This is a genomic window from Pseudarthrobacter sp. NamB4 (assembly GCF_005796185.1).
Taxonomy (GTDB): domain Bacteria; phylum Actinomycetota; class Actinomycetes; order Actinomycetales; family Micrococcaceae; genus Arthrobacter.
Window position 1 is genome coordinate 116,090 of sequence record NZ_VAHM01000010.1, and the last position, 15,804, is coordinate 131,893.

Here is a 15,804-nt window from a genome sequence, read left to right on the forward strand (position 1 = left end):
GCCCCGTCCCACCCCAAGGAGCCCCATGATTTCCCTTTCCATCAGCAACAACGTGGCCGAGGTTGTGCTGGACGCGCCGCAGAAGCTGAACTCGCTGGATGAGCAGGCGCTGCAGGAGCTGTCCCAGGCGTACGACGACGCTGCTGCCGCCGCCTCACGCGGGCAGGTGCGGGCGCTGCTGCTGAGGGGAGAGGGCCGGGCCTTCTGCGCTGGCCGGGACATCTCAAGCGTCTCGCCGGAGGACGACGACGCTGCCGCGTATCTGGGCGGGCTGGTTGAGCCGCTGCTGAAGAAGATGGCGTCCTTCCCGGCGCCCACCTTTGCGGCAGCCCACGGTGCCTGCCTGGGCGTGGGGCTGGGGCTGCTGCTGGCCACGGACGTGGTGTACGTGGCGGAGAACGCGAAGTTTGGGTCGCCGTTCGCCAAGCTGGGGGCCACGCTGGATTCGGGCGGGCACTGGTACTTCACCGAGCGGCTGGGCATGCACCGGACCCTGGACCTGATCTACACGGCCGAGCTGATGAGTGGCGCCGAGGCGGTGGCGCAGGGGCTGTTCAGCCGGGCCATGCCCGCGGATGAGCTGCTGGACAGGACCCGGGGGATCGTGGCTAAGGTGGCTGCGGGGGCCACCGGGGCGTTCACCGCGAGCAAGGAGTTGGTGGCGCACATCCGCGACCAGCGCCTGGGCCTGTGGGAGGCCATGGCCGAGGAGAACGCCGAGCAGGCACGGCTCTGCAAGACCGACGACTACGCCGAGGGTTTCCGGGCTTTTCAAGAGAAGCGGGAGCCGCAGTTTCGCGGTTGAATCCCTGGGAAGTCACCTCGCGTTCGCAGGTTCCGCAGACTCCCATGAGTTCGAGGGTGTGGGAGACTGCGGTGAAGCCGTGCATTCGGGCTTTCTTGTCAGCCCAGCGCTGGACGGTGGTTTCGGCGATTTCGATGGTGTGGCCGCAGCGGCGGCAGACAAGGTGGTGGTGGTGTTCTTTGCGCTGGCACCTGCGGTACTTGGTTTCGCTGTCCTGGCTGCGAAGGGCGTCAACTTCACCTTCGCTGACCATGGATTGCAGGAGCCGGTAGACCGTGGCCAGGGCGAGGGTCTCCCGGGTGTCCAGCAACTTGGCGTGCAGCTGCTGCGCGCTTTGGAACTCGGGGGTGCGTTTCAGCATCTCTTCCAGTGCTGAACCCGGGTTCGCCGTTCCATCTCAAGTGTTCTCGTGCAGCCGCACGTCGTCTTCGGCATCCAGGTGAGGGTCGGTGTCCTCGCTCGGGCGCCGGAAAAGCGGACGGATGAGGGCCACGGCGGCGTAGACACCGATCGCGAGAACCACGATGGTCGCCCCGGGCGAGAGCCGATGGAAGTAGGTAATGGAAAGCCCGGTGACGCAGACTGTCGCTCCGACCACCATTGCTGTTGTCATGGTGGCGCGGAAGGACCGTGCCGTGAGCTGGGCTATCGCGACGGGCACGATCATGAGCGCCGAGACCAGGAGCACGCCTACGACGCGCATGGACACGGACACTGTCAGTGCCGCGAGTACGGCCACGAGGATGTTCAGGGCGCGGATGGGCAGGCCGGTGGCGCGTGCGAATTCCTCGTCATGGCTTAGTGCGAACAGGGCAGGCCGCAGGCCCAGGCCGATACCCAGGATGAGTACGGCCAGCGCGGCGGTGAGCCAGACGTCCAGTTCGGTCACCGTTGAGATGGACCCGAAGAGGTAGCCGGTCAGGTTGGCCGCGGTGCCGCCGGCAAGGCCGATGAGCAGTACCCCGCCGGCGATGCCGCCATAGAAGAGGAGAGCCAGCGCGACGTCTCCGCTGGTTTTTCCCTTTTCCCTGACCAGTTCTATGAGCACGGCCCCGATGATGGCGGCGATGACGGCGCCGGGCACGGCGAGCAGGTCATGCGGGGTCAGTCCTGCTGCGCTGCCGGCGAGCCAGCCCATCGCTACTCCGGTCAGGGCGACGTGGCCGATCCCGTCGCCGAGCAGGGCGAGCCGCCGCTGTACCAGGTAGGTGCCCATGACGGGGGCGGAGATGCCCACCAGCACGGCAACCATCAGCCCGCGCTGCATGAGGGGGCTGGCGAGCATGGCCGCCAGCGTGTCGAAGAAAGCCATTACCACTCCGAACGCAGATCAGGGACGGTGTGCCCGGGAGAGGGCGTGTCCGCGTGGGCATGGACGTGGTCGTGTTCGGGGTGGTCGTGGCCTTGCGCGGCGGGCGGCGGTGGTCCGTCGTAAATGATCCGGCCGTGGCGCAGCACCACGGCCCTTTCGATCATGTCGGCGAGTTCGCCAAGTTCGTGCAGGACCACCAGTATTGTTGTCCCTTGTCCGCGCATGCGGTTCAGGGTGCTGGCCAGTGCCTCCTTGGAGGCCCGGTCGATTCCGGCTAAGGGCTCGTCCAGGATGATGAGGTCAGGGTCGCGGACGAGGGCGCGGGCGATGAGCACCCGTTGCTGCTGGCCGCCTGAGAAAACCTGCACGCTGTCATGCGCGCGGTCGGCCAGCCCGACCTGCTCCAGCGCCTCCACGGCCTTCCGCCGGGCGCCGCGGCCCGGGCGGAAACGCCTGTTGTCCAGCAGCCCGGAACCGACCACTTCAAGGGCTGTGGCCGGCACTCCGGAACTGGGGCCCAATCGCTGGGGAACATAGCCGATGCGTGACCAGGGCACCGATCCTCGTGCTGTGGTGATGTCGGCGCCATAGAGTTCTGCGGCGCCGTAGGTCACAGGGGCGATCCCCATGAGTGCTTTGACCAGCGTGGATTTGCCGGACCCGTTGGCGCCCAGCAGCGCCACGGCTTCTCCGGCGGAGACTGTCAGGTCGATGCCGTGCAGGATGGTTCCGGTTTCCACTGCCACACGCAGTTCCCGGGTCCGGATAGGCGGCTGGTTTTCAGGCACTTTAGGCGCAGTTCAAGGCTGTGCGCAGGGCTTCGAGGTTGGCACGCATAACCTTTTCGTAGTCTGAGCTTTCGTCAGTGAGGCCTTCGAGCGGGTCCAGGACCGCGGTCTTGACGTGCAGGTCCGCAGCGAGGGTTTCGGCGACCTTTGGGTTGACCAGGGTTTCAGTGAAGATTGTCGTCACCCCTTCATCCTTGACTACCTGGCCGATTTCGGCCAGACGTGCCGGGGAAGGTTCGGTGTCAGGTGCGAGGCCGGAGATGCCTGCCTGCTTCAGGTCATATTTATTCGCGAGGTAGCCGTACGCTTCGTGGGACACCACGATAGTCCGGGTCTCGCAGGTTGCCAGACCCTTCTTGAAGTCCTCATCCAAGGTGGTCAGCTTCCCAGACAGCGTTTCGGCGTTGGCCTCGTAGGCGGCAGCGTTCGCCGGGTCTGCTTTCCCCAGTTCCTCAGCGACGGCGTGGGCAGTGTGGGCCAGGCGCTCCGGGTCAAGCCAGAAGTGCAGGTCCTGCGCTGACTCTTCGCCCGCATGCCCATGGGTGTCTCCGGTCTCGTCCGCGTGTGCTTCTTCGGTGGCGGGACCATCAGTGTGTGTTTCGGCGGCGTGCTCCTCTTCGGAGTGCCCCGCCGGCAGGGTTGCTTCTTCGGAGACATCCAGGACGCGGGCCGGTGATGCCTGCTTGATGGCTTCATCAACGGCTGGTTGGAACCCGGAGAGGTAGACAACGGCCGTTGCGCTTTCCAGGGCAGCCACCGACGCCGGGGACAACTCCAGGTCGTGCGGTTCCGTGCCGGGAGGGGTAAGGGACTCGACCGAGACAAGGTTCCCGCCCACCTGCTGGGTCACATACTGCAGCGGATAAAAGGACGCCATCACCTTCAATCCGGAGCTTCCCCCGGTAGCTGCGGCAGAGGAAGAGGAGTCCGCCGGCGCCTCCGGGCTGCAGGCAGTCAGGGACAGTGCGGTCAAAAGGGGCATGGCAAAAGCAAGGCGGGTGCGGGGTTTCATGACACTGATTCTCACCCTAATGAGAATCAGTGTCAATTCGAGTGCACGGGTCGAACTAAAGAGGCGCTTCAAGTGCGTCCTAGTGGTCGCCGTGTTCGGCGTGGCGGTGGCGCATTCCCCGACCCTTTCCACCTCAACGAAACAGCCGACCACCTCACAAAGGAGCAACTCATGAACGTACGGAACTCGCTGCGGGCCATGAAGAAAAGTACCGGGCGCACAGATCGTCCGCCGCCGCGGGCGGACCTTCGTCATCAACAAGAAAACCCGCGCATGAAGGCCCGCCAAGGCTGATCCCCGGCTCGCCCTCACGGTGGCCAGAAGTGATGCAACGGGCGGTTAGGCCCGGCACCGAGCTGGTCCCACGTGACGGCAGCCCCTTACGGCTCCCGCAGGCCGCAATCGCCAGGAGCTGCCGGCGCTGCCGGTCCCGGTCAGCAGGAATGCTACTGGTCGGCGGGGTTGGTTCGCGCCGGAAACTGCACTGGCAGCAGGAGCATGCCCCGTTGTCAGTGTTGGCTTCCATGTCAGGATCAGGTGCGCGGTGTTCGGCGGCGTCGGCGGTTGCACCCCCACCGGTTTTCGGGCGCTTGCCCGAAGCGGGGGCTGGAACGTCGATAAACCGTGCTTTTCAGGCGAAGGTTTCGATCCTTTCGGCATCTTCTTTGCTTGTGCCCAGCGGAATGCTGCGGTGGGCTACAGCCCTGCCGAGGCCGCTGTCATGAGTGACGAGTACCAGCGCGCAGTCCTGGCGTTCCACCTGTTCCATGAGGCAGGCCATGGTTTCCTCCTGGGTGATGAGGTCAAGGCGTGAGGTGGGCTCGTCGGCGAAGACCAGGGTCGGTTCCAGGAGCATCGAGCGGATGATGGCCAGGCGTTGGAGTTCCCCGCCGGAGACCTGCCCGGGTTTGCGGGTCAGCAGCGCCGGCGCAAGGCGCAGTGAGCCCATGAGTTCTTCCAGGCGTTCCGGATTCAGGCGGTGGCGTCGGATCAGGTCGCCAAAGGAGTCTTTGAGGGGCACCCTGGCTGGAAAGGCCAGGGCGGGGTCCTGGTAGAGCTTTTGCAGCCGGCCGCCTTGCAGTACGTCGGAGTGCTGGATCTTTCCGGCATCCGGGGGCAGCAGGCGCAACAGCACGTTGCCCAGCGTAGTTTTGCCGCTGCCGCTCGGGCCGCTCAAGGACACCCGTTCCCGTGGATGGATCGTCACGTCCAGTCCGGAAAAAAGCTGTTGTTTTCCGAAGGCTTTCGACAGCCCCTTGCCGCGGATAAGAGCCGGACTTGTTGACTCCCCGGGTTCTGGCGCTGTGACCCAGGGGTGCCGCCAGTTGGAGGGTTCAGCTGCAAGCAGTCGGCGGGTGTAGGGGTGGGAAGGATGTGTTAGCACTTCCCGGGCCGGTCCCTGTTCGACGATGTTGGCTTTCTGCATGACCAGGACATTCCCGCCGAGTTTACGGGCGAGTTCCAAATCGTGGGTGATGGTCAGCAGGATCCCGCCGTCATTGACGTGCCGCTGCAACAGGGCTGCAAGCTCGTTCCGGGCCCCCTCGTCCAGGCCTTTGGAGGGCTCATCCGCTATCAGGATTTGAGCCCCGCCGATGGTGGCGGCAGCGAAGGCCACCCGCTGGGCCATTCCACCGGAGAGCGTATGCGGGAAGGCGGTGGCAGCCGGGGCCAGGCCCAGAGCGCCCAGCAGTTTTCCGGCGCCGGCGCGGGCGCTTCTTTTATCTGTCCTGAAACAGGTCGCAGCTTCGGCCACCTGTTCGCCGGCCCGCATGGTGGGATCGAGTGCGAGCATGGGCTCCTGTGGAAGCAGGGACATGACCGGGCCCCAGAGCCTGCGCCTGTTCCCGGGGTCGGCCAGATCGTAGGTGTGGCCGTCCAGGGTGAGGTTTCCCCGTGCGGTGAGGTTTGCCGGGAGCGTACCCATGATTGCGTGGGCGAGCAGCGATTTACCCGAACCGCTCTCACCCACGATGGTGACGGGGTGCCCCGGCACAAAGTCCAGGTCGGCGGCTTCCACTAGCGTCGTTCGGCCGTGGGTTACCACGAGGTTGTTCAAGCGCAGTGTCACGGGCGGGACTCCTTGTTACGCAGGCCCAGGAGCCCGGTGAGGATGGTGACGAGGACCAGGACAGGTGCCAGGGACATCCAGGGCGCCTCGTGGTAGTAGGGGAAGGCTTCGGTGACCATTTGCCCCAGTTCCGGCGTGGGTGGCCGGACCCCGACGCCGACAAAGCCGAGGGTGGACAGGGCCAGGATCGAGGAGCCGATCCCGAATGTTGCCATGGTGGTCAGCAGGGGCCGCAGTTCGGGCCAGAGGTGCCGGCGCACGATGTGTACGGGTCCGAGTTTGAGCAGCCCGGCCGCCTCGACGGCAGCACCGGCAAGTACCAGGCCGCTGCGTGAGCGGATCATCCGGAAGTATTCCACCCACTGGGCCAGGGCGAGCCCAATGTACAGCGACCACAGTTCACCGTTGGCAAGAGCGGAGAAGATAAGGACCACCAGCAGTGCCGGAAGTGCGATGAAGGCTTCGGAAAGTCCGTGCAGAACGGTGTCTGCCCATCCTCCCCGCCAGGCGGCGGTGATGCCGGCCAGTGTTCCGAGCAGCAGCGCGGTCCCGACGCACAGCAGGGCCATCAGCAGGGAGAGCCGGGTGGCGTGTGCGAGACGGGCGATGACGCTGCGGCCCAAGTGATCAGTGCCCAGCGGCTCAGCCAGGCTGGGGGCTTCCAGGAACCGCGCCAGGTCCTGGGCTGCGTGGTCGGGCCAGGCCAAAGGTCCGGCCAGGGCAAAGAGCGCCAGCGCAGCCAGCAGCACGGTCGAGGCGCGCTGCGCCCGGGTGAGGGCGGAAAACCCCCGGGCGGGTGCCGGCACGGCTGCCGATCCCCGATCCTGTTTGCTGTCCCTGTTGGACTGGCTGGTTGCGGGGGCCGTCACAGGACCACCTCCCGGCGGCGGGGCCGGGGATCGATGGCGGCAGAGCCAAGGTCAACGGCAGTGTTCAGGACGACGACGAGGAGGGCCAGTGCCACGGCGGTGGCCTGGATCATGGGAATGTCCCGCCAAAAAATGGCGTGGACGAGTGCATGTCCCAGGCCCGGCCAGGCGAAGAGGCTTTCAACGATGACGACTCCTTCGATGAGGATCAGCACCTGGACACCGACGTAGGCGATCAGTGTGACCCCGGTGTTGCGCAGTATGTGCCGGAAGAACACCAGTCGGCCGTTGAGGCCCTTGGTGTAGGCGAAGTGGACGTACCCGGATTCCCTCACCTGTACGACCGTGTCGCGGGTGACGCGGGCAAAGAGCCCGGAAAGCCCGACTGCAAGGGTCACGGCCGGCAGCACGATGTTGGTTGCTTCTCCGTGGCCTGCGGCCGGGAGCACGCCAAGGTGGACGGAGAAGACCAGGATCAGGACCAGCCCGAGGAGGAACGGAGGCAGTGCGCGTGCACCCGAAACCCAGAGATTGGTGACCCGGTCCAGCACCCCGCCGGGCCGGGTGGCGGCAAGGGCGCCGGCGGTTGCACCTGCCACGAAGGCGATGGCCAGGGCCACTGCGGCGAGCTGGATGCTGCTGGAAAGATAGAACGCCAGCTCGCCGGCGACGGATCCTCCCGTCACCAGGGAAGTGCCGAGGTTGAAGGTGAGCAGGTCTGTGAGCCAGTCGATGAGCTGCTGCCAGACGGGCCGGTCCAGTCCCAGTTCAGCGCGGACGCTGTCCGCTGAAGCTGCGGTGACTTGGTCATATCCGTACCGGCCGGCGGCAATGCGGAAAGCGATGTCTCCGGGCAGGTTCTGCACAATGGCGAAGCATGCCGTGGAGACCAGCAGTACGACGGCGACCGCCTGCACGGTGCGCTGGCGAAGGATGCGGGCGGCAGGACCGGAAGGAATCGGGAGCCTGGCTGAGGGTGTTCCCATGGAAGCTTTTCCGCCCCTTCTACTTCGACCAGGTCAGGTCGGTCAGACGCCAGGAGCGCTCAAGGGGATCCAGGACAAGGCCCTCGACTCTGTCACTGACCACGGCGCTTTGCCGGTACCACGCGACGGGGATCACCGGGAGCTCGCTGTGCAGGATGTCGGTGACCGCGCGCCGGTTCTCCTCCAGGTTGCCGGTGTCGGCGCCGGTGGCCATGTCCTGCAGTGTCGAGGTCAGCTCTGCATTGTTCCAACCCATGGCGCCGTAGTCAGCACCGCCGGGCCTGAAGTCGTCCGCGAGGGTTACCAGCGCGTCAGGCACAAGTGCGTAGTTCCGGGAGTACAGTGCCAGTTCCAGTGAACCGTCCTGGTGTCCGGCAGGGATCTCGCTCGAGTTGCCGATTTTCACGTCCAGGGCGATTCCCACGTCTTTCAGCTTTGCCTGGATGGCGGTGGCCAGCAGTGGCAGTTCCGGGCGGTCAGGGAAGGTGCGCAGGCTGACCGAGAACTTTTTCCCGTCGCGCTCAAGGATCCCGTCGGTCCCCGGGGCCCAGCCGGCCTCGGCCAACAGCTTCTTCGCTTCGTCCGCATCGTGGCTCAGCGGCGTGACATCATCCTGGTGCCACTCCGGCAGCGAGGGCGGGAACAGCTGGGTGGCGGCCATTTCAGGATCTCGAAGCAGCGCTGTTGCCATCGCTTCGCGGTCCAGGGCCAGGCTCAGTGCCTGGCGGACGCGGGCGTCGCTTAGGATCTCGTGTCCTGCATTGGCCTTCATCAGGATGGTCCTGGGGAGAGTTACCGCTGCGATATCCAGTTTGCCGGCCTGTTTGATCCGCTGCAGGCTGGTGGGGTCCATTCCGAATGTGACGTCGGCCTGTCCGCTTTCGGCCATCAGTGCACGGCTTTCGGCCCTTCCCACCGCCTGGTAGTGGACCTCCGCAATCGCCGGCTTTTCGTCCTGCCACTGGTCAGAGACAGCCAGTTCGATGGTGGCCGGCTGCTCCAGCCGGGTCACCTTGTAGGGGCCGGAGCCCACGATCTCGGTGACTGTCCGGTCGGCTGCGTATGAGCTGGGGGCAAGAATCTGTGTGCTGGTGTGGGCGAGGACGGCGGGCAGCGGGGCGTACGGCTGCGTCAGGTCCACGCGAACTGCCGCGCCCTCGGCCGTGATGGACTTGACCGGGACGGCTGCAAGGGGACTTGCCGCCTTGGTCCGTGCGGTCTCCAGTGCGCCGACGACGGAATCAGCAGTCACCGCGGTCCCGTCGTGGAAAGCGGCACCCTCGCGCAGCGTGAAGCGCCAGGAGAGCTTATCCGGGGAAGCCTCCCACGCCGTGGCCAGCCCAGGCTGCAGTGCCCCCTGGTTGTCCGCGTCAACCAGGGTTTCAGCCACCTGCAGGCGGGTGAAGAACCCCCCGCTGGTAGACGGGTCAAGGCTGTGAAGCTCGAACTGCCCCACCACCTTCAATGGCTGCTGTACGCCCTGGTTCTTTGCTGGGCTTTGCCCGGCACATCCGGCCATCATCAATACCGCGGCAGCTGACGCCCCCACCATTCTTATCCTGCGCCCAAGCATGGGTCCGCTCCCTCTTTGGTTGCCAAGCTGTTCGGTTCCGACGCGTTACACTAGTTGCAACCGATTATCATTAGCAAATGTCTGGCTTGGGTCTCGTAAAGCAACAACCTAGGGCCGCCGAGCACACCAGTGGATTATCCAGCCGCTCGCTAGAGTAAGTCGCGAGGGAAGGCAGGTGTGCAGTGACCTACAACAGGGAGACCGGTATGGCCGGCACCGTGCTGCGCGAGCGGTACCGGGTAGGCGAAGTGCTGGGCCACGGCGGCATGGGGAGCGTGTACCGCGGGAAGGACCTTGTCCTGGACCGGGACGTGGCGCTGAAGATCTTCCGCGACGACATCTCCAGCCCCGAGGAACTGGCCAGGCAGCAGGCAGAGGCCCGGATGCTCGCGCAGCTGAACCACCATGGCCTGGTCACGCTCTTCGATACCGGCACGCTGCTCCGCGGCCAGCGGGAAGTGCCGTTCCTGGTCATGGAGCTTGTTCCGGGAACAGATCTGCACCGGCACCTTGCAGCCGGACCCCTGACCGGTGCTGAAACGGCACGGCTGGGCGCTGAACTGGCCGAAGCGCTGCGGTACATCCATCACCGCGGCGTGGTGCACCGCGACGTGAAGCCCGCCAACATCCTCCTGACCCGCTACGCGGCTGATGCGCCGCTGCGGCCCAAGCTCGCGGATTTCGGCATCGCACGGATGCTCGACGGCGTCCGGGTCACCGCCACGAACATGGTCCCCGGAACGGCTGCCTACCTCAGCCCTGAACAGGCCCGCGGGGACAAGGTGGAGCCGCCGGCGGACATCTACTCCCTGGGGCTGGTGCTGCTGGAGGCCCTGACGGGCACCGTGGCGTTTCCCGGCCCTCCGCTGGAAGCCGCCGTGGCCCGGCTCTCCCGCGGTCCCCATATCCCTGATTCCCTGGGCCGGCAGTGGACGTCCCTGCTCGCGGGCATGACAGCACAGGACCCGCAGGACCGGCCTGATGCGGCCACTGTCGCTGCAGCGCTGGGCACCGGCGTCGGCTGGGGATTGCCGGCGGAAGAGGCGCCCGAAACGGAAGCAGCCCCCGCAGCACCCGCGGACACCAAGGTCCTGGACCCGCACGCAGCCGGGATGACGCCCACCGCCAGGCCGCCGAAGCCGTGCGGTGAGCGGCTGCCCGCGCTGCAGGAGAGCCAGGCAACCAACGCCACCTTCTGGCAGCCTGCCCCGCAGATACCCGCCCGCGCCCCGGCCTCGGCGCAACCGGCCTCGCAACCAAAGCCGGCCAACCAGCGCCTGCGGGAAAAGTTCGGGCAGGTGCGTGGACGCCGGTGGTTGGTCCTGGCAGCGGCAGCCGCGATCGCCGTCGTGCTGGGAATCGTGCTGCTGACCACCATCCAGCGGCCGGCCCCCGCCCCGGTGGAGACGCCGGGACCAACCATCCCCGGGCAGCTGGGCGAGCACTTCAAGGAACTGGAAGAAAGCGTCACCCCATGATCAACGACCCATTGCGCAGACTCCTGACCGGCTTCCTGGCCGCCGTCGTTGCCATACTTGTCCTGACTTCCTGCGCCGGGCAGCCTGACCTGGACGGCGGTGTGGCATCGCAGCTGCAGCAGCGGGTGGCCACGGCAAAGCAGCACGCCGCCCAACAGGACTTCCCGACGGCGCTGGCAGAGCTCGACCAGCTGGGCCGGGAGGTGGCGGCGGCTGCTGAACAGGGCCGGATGTCGGAGCAGCGAAAGAACAGGATTGAGGCTGCCATCGGCAGCATCAGGAGTGAGCTGGAAGCAGCGATGGCCCCGGCACCGGAGCCTGCCCCCACCCAGGATTCCCCGGCGCCTGCTCCACCGGAAAAAGAAGACTCAAAGAAGCAGGAAGAGGAAGCGAAGAAGCAGGAGGAAGAGGCAAAGAAGGAAGCCGAGAAGCAGAAAGAGGAGGAGGAAAAGGAGTCCGACAAGGACAAGGAGGAGGACAAGGGCAACGGTTGAGTGCCGCCACCTACGCGGCGGCCGGCCTGGCGCGGAGCGTACGTGACGGGGTGGCCGCGGCAAGTATCCCCAGCAGGACGATCACGGCGGCGACCCGCTGCCACTCGCCGTCGAACACGTCAAGCTTCGTGGATTCGGAGGCGTTGAAGGAGGCGTGCAGGAGCCCCGCGATGAGCACGGTGTAGCCCGATCCCACAGAGGCGATCCCATCAGCAGGCGGAAGAGCGGGGCGAAAAGGAACAGCACCGCCCAGGAGAGAGCGGCGTCGGTCCAGGGCGTGCCGGTGAAGCCCTTCTCGGCGAAGGCGAAGGGCAGATGGATGAGTGCAAACGGGCTGATGCCAGCGCCACCAGCAGCAGGGGCAGCCAGACTAGGGGCGGTGCCTCCGTGATGAGGGGCAGCAGCACCACCGGCAGGAGCACGACGACGGCAGCCAGCAGCGTAAGCGCTGTCCTCCAGGCAACGGCCCGACGGGGGGGCGCTTCGGTGGCGGTTGCGCCGTGGGCCGGCCATATCCAGTGGGAGTTCATGGCATAGGGGGAGGGGTGGCTGGGGAACTTTGTATGAGCTGGTCAGTCTTTTTCGAGGATCCGCCCAAAGACAATGGCCTTCTAGGGCTGAAGGTCCTTCTGATCCCACTAGCTCGGGCTTCAGCCAGACCCGCTAGGCCCTACAGTAATCGGTAGTGCTGCTGGACCGCGTCCAGGGTTGCTACGCGGCACCGTACTCGAGACGGTCCCCCTCGCCGACGCAGTACTTGCCCTGATCCCCGAGCCGTCCTCGCAGGGGGAGAACCGGGAGCCGCTGCAGTCGCTCTGCCGCCTGATCGACACTTCGGGGGGAACCTGGCAGGGCGACTTAGTCGGAAGCCGCAGCCTCCCGGCCGTTCTGTCGCCGTTGTTCAATGGGCAGCCCAGGTCGGAACAGGAATGGGAAGCGCTGCCACTGAGGGACTCCCGGCCCGGCTACCTCCAAGCCAAGGCTGTCCCGCACCGCTGGGCCTGACCCCGGTAGAACCTTTTGCCTATACTCCGCACCGGAGACCTCCTCCGGCTGCAAGGAGAAGAATTGCCTTTGTCCACCGCTGATTTGTAAGGTTCAACCTATGACTATGGGCAAAGCCATCACCAAAGCCGTCATTCCTGCTGCCGGATTGGGGACTCGCTTCCTGCCCGCCACCAAGGCAATGCCGAAGGAAATGCTGCCGGTCGTAGATCGGCCGGCCATCCAGTACGTTGTTGAGGAGGCCGTCAACGCCGGCCTCAAGGACCTGTTGATGATTACGGGGCGGAACAAGCGCTCCCTCGAGGACCACTTCGACCGCGAACCGGGCCTGGAGCGTGCTCTCGAGGCCAAGGGTGATAAGGACAAGCTTGAGTCTGTGGAGCACGCCTCTGAGCTGGGACCCATCCACTACGTCAGGCAGGGTGAGGCCAAGGGCTTGGGCCATGCGGTGCTGTGCGCTGCTCAGCACGTCGGGAATGACCCCTTCGCCGTGCTGCTGGGCGACGACCTCATTGATGAGGCCGAGGATCTGTTGAGCACCATGATGCGGGTTCAGCAGAAGACTGGCGGTTCCGTTATCGCACTGATCGAGGTGGACCCGTCCCAGATCAGCGCTTACGGCTGCGCGGACATCACTCCGGTCGACGGCGAGGATTACGTCCGCGTCAACAGCATGGTGGAGAAGCCCGCAGTGGGGGAGGCGCCATCGAACCTTGCCATGATCGGCCGTTACGTGCTGCACCCGTCGGTTTTCGGTGTCCTGGAGAACACCGAGCCGGGCCGCGGCGGCGAGATCCAGCTGACCGACGCACTGCAGACCCTGGCCGCCGGCGATGGTGAAGGCTCCGGCGTGTATGGCGTGGTCTTCAAGGGCCGCCGTTTTGATACCGGCGATAAGCTGAGCTACCTCAAGGCCGTTATTACCCTGGCCTCCGAGCGCGTCGAGTTCGGTGAGGACCTGAAGACCTGGATGAAGGGCTTCGTGAACTGACTGACGCTCCGCTTATTGAATAGGGCCCCGCGATCTGCAAGGGCCCTATTTCATTGCCGGGTAACTAGTAGGTGAAGTTTAAGACCGTCACTGTGCCTGCCGTGAGCTTGATGGTCTGATCCTGGGACCCATATTCGAAGCCGGGTACCGTCGGCCGTTCCGGCACGGGGGCGGGGCCGGAATCGGCTCCGTCAATAACCGTTTGGTCTTCGGCTTCGTAGCTGGGACCGGACAGCTGAGACATGGTGCCAGTTACGGGCTGCTGCGGAAGCCTAAGTTGTACTTCAGTTTGCGCCGCGACTTGCGGGTCGTTCTGGTTCACGATCACCACTGTTGTACTTCCGTCCGGGCTCTTCAAAGCGTAGTTGTACACGAGGCCCCCTCCCGAACTCTGCAGTTCGAGGAACTTTCCACCCTCGAGATCCGACACCATAGCTAGCCCGAAGAAGTTTGCGCGGGCCGCGAACTCTCCGTTTGGCTTCAGGTAGGGACCACCGCTGCACAGCATGGACATAGGTGGGCCACCTGTGCATGTCAACAGGGAGCTGTGGAAGCCGATCCGGGTGATTCCCAGCTTGGCGGCGTTGAGGACGTAGTCCGCCGTCCAGAGGGCGGAGGCGTGGGTCCGGGACGTTTCGTTCGACCCAGGACATGCAGCTATCCCGGTTTCCGAAAGCCAAGTTTCAAGCGCTGCTGCTTGTGCCGCCTCAAGAGCAGCCTTTTGATAGTCCTCTGCACGTATGTGCATCAGCGGGGTCATGAGGTTGGCCAGGGTCGGTGATGCCTTCGGATCGACGGCACCATCGCAGCTGTACAGAGGATAGTTGTGGAAGGTGAAGATCTTCTTCTGGGGTATGTCGGCGTCAATGAAGGGCTTCCACCATGCCTGGCTATATGCACCAGGACCAGCGATTGGAACGTCAGGGGCCACGGCATGGATAGCCTTTGCATAGGCCTTCAGCTCCCGGACGTAATCCTCAGGAGTGTATCCTTTCGGCCGGAGACCGTTCGTACCGTACCCGTTGGGCTCATTGCCGATGGTGACGCTGAGCAGCCGATCACCAAGAATTGCGTCAGCATTCTTCACCATGTCGGCAGCACGGTCCGGCTCGTAGTGGCCCAGATCCACAGTGAGGGCAACCTGCGCATCGGCGGCTTCCAGCAACGTGTTCACACGAATGAGGTCGTCAGGACCAACGGCACGAACCGGGTGAGCCTTATCGCCCTTATATGAACCCGGTGCTGCTTCGCCGGTCGATGTCCAAAAAAAGCGGCGGTCCACTGCATTTCCGCCGAAACGCAACACGGGCCCGTCCACCTCGCGGAGAAGTTTCACCATGGATGCGTTCTGGCTGCTGAGCTGGAGGTCCGCCAAGTCGGTCGCCTCAAGAGAGATGCCAGCCATGCCCTGCGGCAGGGAGGTGCCCGTCTCCCGGTCAGTGACCTCTATAGTAAGCGGTTCCACCTTCTTCAGGGGGGATCCCGTCGGTGGGCCCGACTGTTCGTAATAGGTAACAGGTGGTGCCGGGGGAAGCGAACGGGTGGGCGGTGCAGTGGGCTCCGCGGAGGAAGGGGCGGTGGAGGATTCCGGGGTGGAGGGTGTGCAGCCCGAGACGATCAGTGCCAGTCCGAACAGCGCCGTCAAGGCAGCGCGCGGACTAACAGTGGAGGTTCTCGGCTTCCGTTCGATCTTCGCCTTCGCCCGATCCTCGTGCCGGGTATCGGGGAGATCGGGATTAGGGCTGGGCATGAAGAATCTCCAGGGTCAACGGGTGGGTGTGGACTTAGCTTAGCGAACCTACGAGGCTCCATTGCCCATGTCCCTTTCTGCCGCGACTGAATCCGCTCGGCGCCCGGGTGGTGCTTAGCAGGGGCTGTTCAAGGATCCTGGCGGAACCTGAAGGATGAGGGAAGTCGAGTATGCTGGGGACGAAACTTCAACTTGACTCGGCTTGCCTCAGATTCTCATCATTTTGATTCTGAGGCACTGTCAACGCTTTGCCGGGGGACCAACCGAGCCGTGGGGGGCGCGAACATCGTGAGCAAACAAGCATTGATCCGCTGGCTTTCCAGTGGCGTAATGTGTGGGCTTTTGGCTTTGCTCACGTTGCTGGGCCCGGTACAGGCGGCTAAAGCCGACGATGGTTCCCCTGCTTCCGAACCGGCCGTTACTGCCCCTCCCAGCACCGACCCTGCACCTGAGCCGGGCCTCCCTACCTTCGGTCCTGTTGAGCCGCTTCCGGATCCTGTCGTTCCGCCGCCTGTGGAGGAGGTGGTTCTGCCACCCGAACCGCCCAGCGAGGTCCCTGCAGAACCTGTTGCTCCGCCTGCCCCTCCTGCTTCCGCAGTGGTCATGCCGGGGGTTCCGGCCGCCACTACGCCGGCAGTGGCGCCCGGAGCGGACGTACTTCCGTCGCCAG

General features: G+C 65.0%; 14 protein-coding genes and 2 pseudogenes. 6 read left to right on the top strand and 10 right to left on the bottom strand.

The genetic code is table 11. From position 1 onward, the window contains the following. Window positions 1-25 precede the first annotated feature (25 nt). On the top strand, window positions 26-805 hold the full coding sequence (locus tag FDW81_RS11370) for an enoyl-CoA hydratase/isomerase family protein (protein WP_138134296.1): 780 nt from the start codon (window positions 26-28) through the stop codon (window positions 803-805). A gap of 106 nt (window positions 806-911) precedes the next feature. On the opposite strand, the pseudogene FDW81_RS11375 reads toward FDW81_RS11370, so the two are convergent. The 4 genes and pseudogenes from FDW81_RS11375 to FDW81_RS11390 form a co-directional block, all read right to left on the bottom strand. After that, window positions 912-1,166 (bottom strand): annotated as a pseudogene (locus FDW81_RS11375) (transcriptional repressor); the annotation flags it as partial. A gap of 36 nt (window positions 1,167-1,202) precedes the next feature. Further along, a complete protein-coding gene (locus FDW81_RS11380; RefSeq protein ID WP_138134297.1) occupies window positions 1,203-2,117 on the bottom strand; it encodes a metal ABC transporter permease in 915 nt (304 codons plus the stop codon). Then, a complete protein-coding gene (locus FDW81_RS11385) occupies window positions 2,117-2,863 on the bottom strand; it encodes a metal ABC transporter ATP-binding protein (protein ID WP_370278962.1) in 747 nt (248 codons plus the stop codon). The genes FDW81_RS11380 and FDW81_RS11385 overlap by 1 nt, the downstream gene beginning before the upstream one ends. 43 nt (window positions 2,864-2,906) lie before the next feature. Further along, the gene (locus FDW81_RS11390; RefSeq protein WP_240720197.1) at window positions 2,907-3,917 is read right to left on the bottom strand and encodes a metal ABC transporter substrate-binding protein; all 1,011 of its coding nucleotides are present in this window, start codon (window positions 3,915-3,917) and stop codon (window positions 2,907-2,909) included. Window positions 3,918-4,088: 171 nt separating this feature from the next. On the opposite strand from FDW81_RS11390, the pseudogene FDW81_RS11395 reads away from it, so the two are divergent. Continuing rightward, window positions 4,089-4,211 (top strand): annotated as a pseudogene (locus FDW81_RS11395) (ribosomal protein bL36). A 337-nt stretch (window positions 4,212-4,548) separates the two neighbouring features. Here the strand turns inward: FDW81_RS11395 and FDW81_RS11400 are convergent. The 4 genes from FDW81_RS11400 to FDW81_RS11415 are packed head-to-tail and all read right to left on the bottom strand — an operon-like array spanning window position 4,549 to window position 9,395. Beyond that, complete coding sequence (locus FDW81_RS11400) at window positions 4,549-5,988, bottom strand: ABC transporter ATP-binding protein (RefSeq protein ID WP_138134299.1); 1,440 nt, start codon at window positions 5,986-5,988, stop codon at window positions 4,549-4,551. Next, on the bottom strand, window positions 5,985-6,857 hold the full coding sequence (locus FDW81_RS11405; protein WP_205754614.1) for an ABC transporter permease: 873 nt from the start codon (window positions 6,855-6,857) through the stop codon (window positions 5,985-5,987). The genes FDW81_RS11400 and FDW81_RS11405 overlap by 4 nt, the downstream gene beginning before the upstream one ends. After that, window positions 6,854-7,843: an ABC transporter permease gene (locus FDW81_RS11410; protein ID WP_138134300.1), complete on the bottom strand. Its 990-nt coding sequence runs from the start codon at window positions 7,841-7,843 to the stop codon at window positions 6,854-6,856. Before FDW81_RS11410 ends, FDW81_RS11405 begins: the two co-directional genes overlap by 4 nt. A gap of 19 nt (window positions 7,844-7,862) precedes the next feature. Continuing rightward, window positions 7,863-9,395 carry an ABC transporter substrate-binding protein gene (locus tag FDW81_RS11415; RefSeq protein WP_171027184.1) on the bottom strand — a complete coding sequence of 511 codons (1,533 nt, stop codon included), beginning with the start codon at window positions 9,393-9,395 and terminating at the stop codon, window positions 7,863-7,865. Window positions 9,396-9,598: 203 nt separating this feature from the next. Between FDW81_RS11415 and FDW81_RS11420 the strand changes: the two genes are divergently transcribed. Further along, window positions 9,599-10,894, top strand: a complete 1,296-nt coding sequence (locus FDW81_RS11420) for a serine/threonine-protein kinase (RefSeq protein ID WP_240720199.1) — start codon at window positions 9,599-9,601, stop codon at window positions 10,892-10,894. Further along, entirely contained in the window at window positions 10,891-11,388 is a 498-nt protein-coding gene (locus FDW81_RS18120) for a hypothetical protein (protein WP_171027185.1), read from the top strand. Before FDW81_RS11420 ends, FDW81_RS18120 begins: the two co-directional genes overlap by 4 nt. 10 nt (window positions 11,389-11,398) lie before the next feature. On the opposite strand, the gene FDW81_RS11430 is transcribed toward FDW81_RS18120, so the two are convergent. Further along, window positions 11,399-11,584: a hypothetical protein gene (locus FDW81_RS11430; RefSeq protein WP_138134303.1), complete on the bottom strand. Its 186-nt coding sequence runs from the start codon at window positions 11,582-11,584 to the stop codon at window positions 11,399-11,401. Window positions 11,585-11,703: 119 nt separating this feature from the next. Here FDW81_RS11430 and FDW81_RS11435 point away from each other — a divergent pair, with 119 nt between their 5' ends. Together FDW81_RS11435 and galU are read left to right on the top strand one after the other, a co-directional pair. After that, window positions 11,704-11,925, top strand: a complete 222-nt coding sequence (locus FDW81_RS11435) for a hypothetical protein (RefSeq protein WP_138134304.1) — start codon at window positions 11,704-11,706, stop codon at window positions 11,923-11,925. 568 nt (window positions 11,926-12,493) lie between these two features. Continuing rightward, a complete protein-coding gene (gene galU, locus FDW81_RS11440) occupies window positions 12,494-13,384 on the top strand; it encodes a UTP--glucose-1-phosphate uridylyltransferase GalU (protein ID WP_138134305.1) in 891 nt (296 codons plus the stop codon). A gap of 64 nt (window positions 13,385-13,448) precedes the next feature. On the opposite strand, the gene FDW81_RS11445 is transcribed toward galU, so the two are convergent. Then, window positions 13,449-15,134, bottom strand: coding sequence for a hypothetical protein (locus FDW81_RS11445; RefSeq protein ID WP_138134306.1), 1,686 nt, complete (start codon window positions 15,132-15,134; stop codon window positions 13,449-13,451). Between the last annotated feature and the right edge of the window lie 670 nt (window positions 15,135-15,804).

Excerpts from the sequence above, each read along its gene's own strand:
- FDW81_RS11435 (WP_138134304.1), top strand. The coding sequence starts at position 11,704 with ATGGATGAGTGCAAACGGGCTGATGCCAGCGCCACCAGCAGCAGGGGC.
- FDW81_RS11410 (WP_138134300.1), bottom strand. The coding sequence starts at position 7,843 with ATGGGAACACCCTCAGCCAGGCTCCCGATTCCTTCCGGTCCTGCCGCC.
- FDW81_RS11390 (WP_240720197.1), bottom strand. The coding sequence starts at position 3,917 with ATGAAACCCCGCACCCGCCTTGCTTTTGCCATGCCCCTTTTGACCGCA.
- FDW81_RS11370 (WP_138134296.1), top strand. The coding sequence starts at position 26 with ATGATTTCCCTTTCCATCAGCAACAACGTGGCCGAGGTTGTGCTGGAC.
- FDW81_RS11415 (WP_171027184.1), bottom strand. The coding sequence starts at position 9,395 with ATGGTGGGGGCGTCAGCTGCCGCGGTATTGATGATGGCCGGATGTGCC.
- FDW81_RS11445 (WP_138134306.1), bottom strand. The coding sequence starts at position 15,134 with ATGCCCAGCCCTAATCCCGATCTCCCCGATACCCGGCACGAGGATCGG.
- FDW81_RS18120 (WP_171027185.1), top strand. The coding sequence starts at position 10,891 with ATGATCAACGACCCATTGCGCAGACTCCTGACCGGCTTCCTGGCCGCC.
- FDW81_RS11380 (WP_138134297.1), bottom strand. The coding sequence starts at position 2,117 with ATGGCTTTCTTCGACACGCTGGCGGCCATGCTCGCCAGCCCCCTCATG.
- galU (WP_138134305.1), top strand. The coding sequence starts at position 12,494 with ATGACTATGGGCAAAGCCATCACCAAAGCCGTCATTCCTGCTGCCGGA.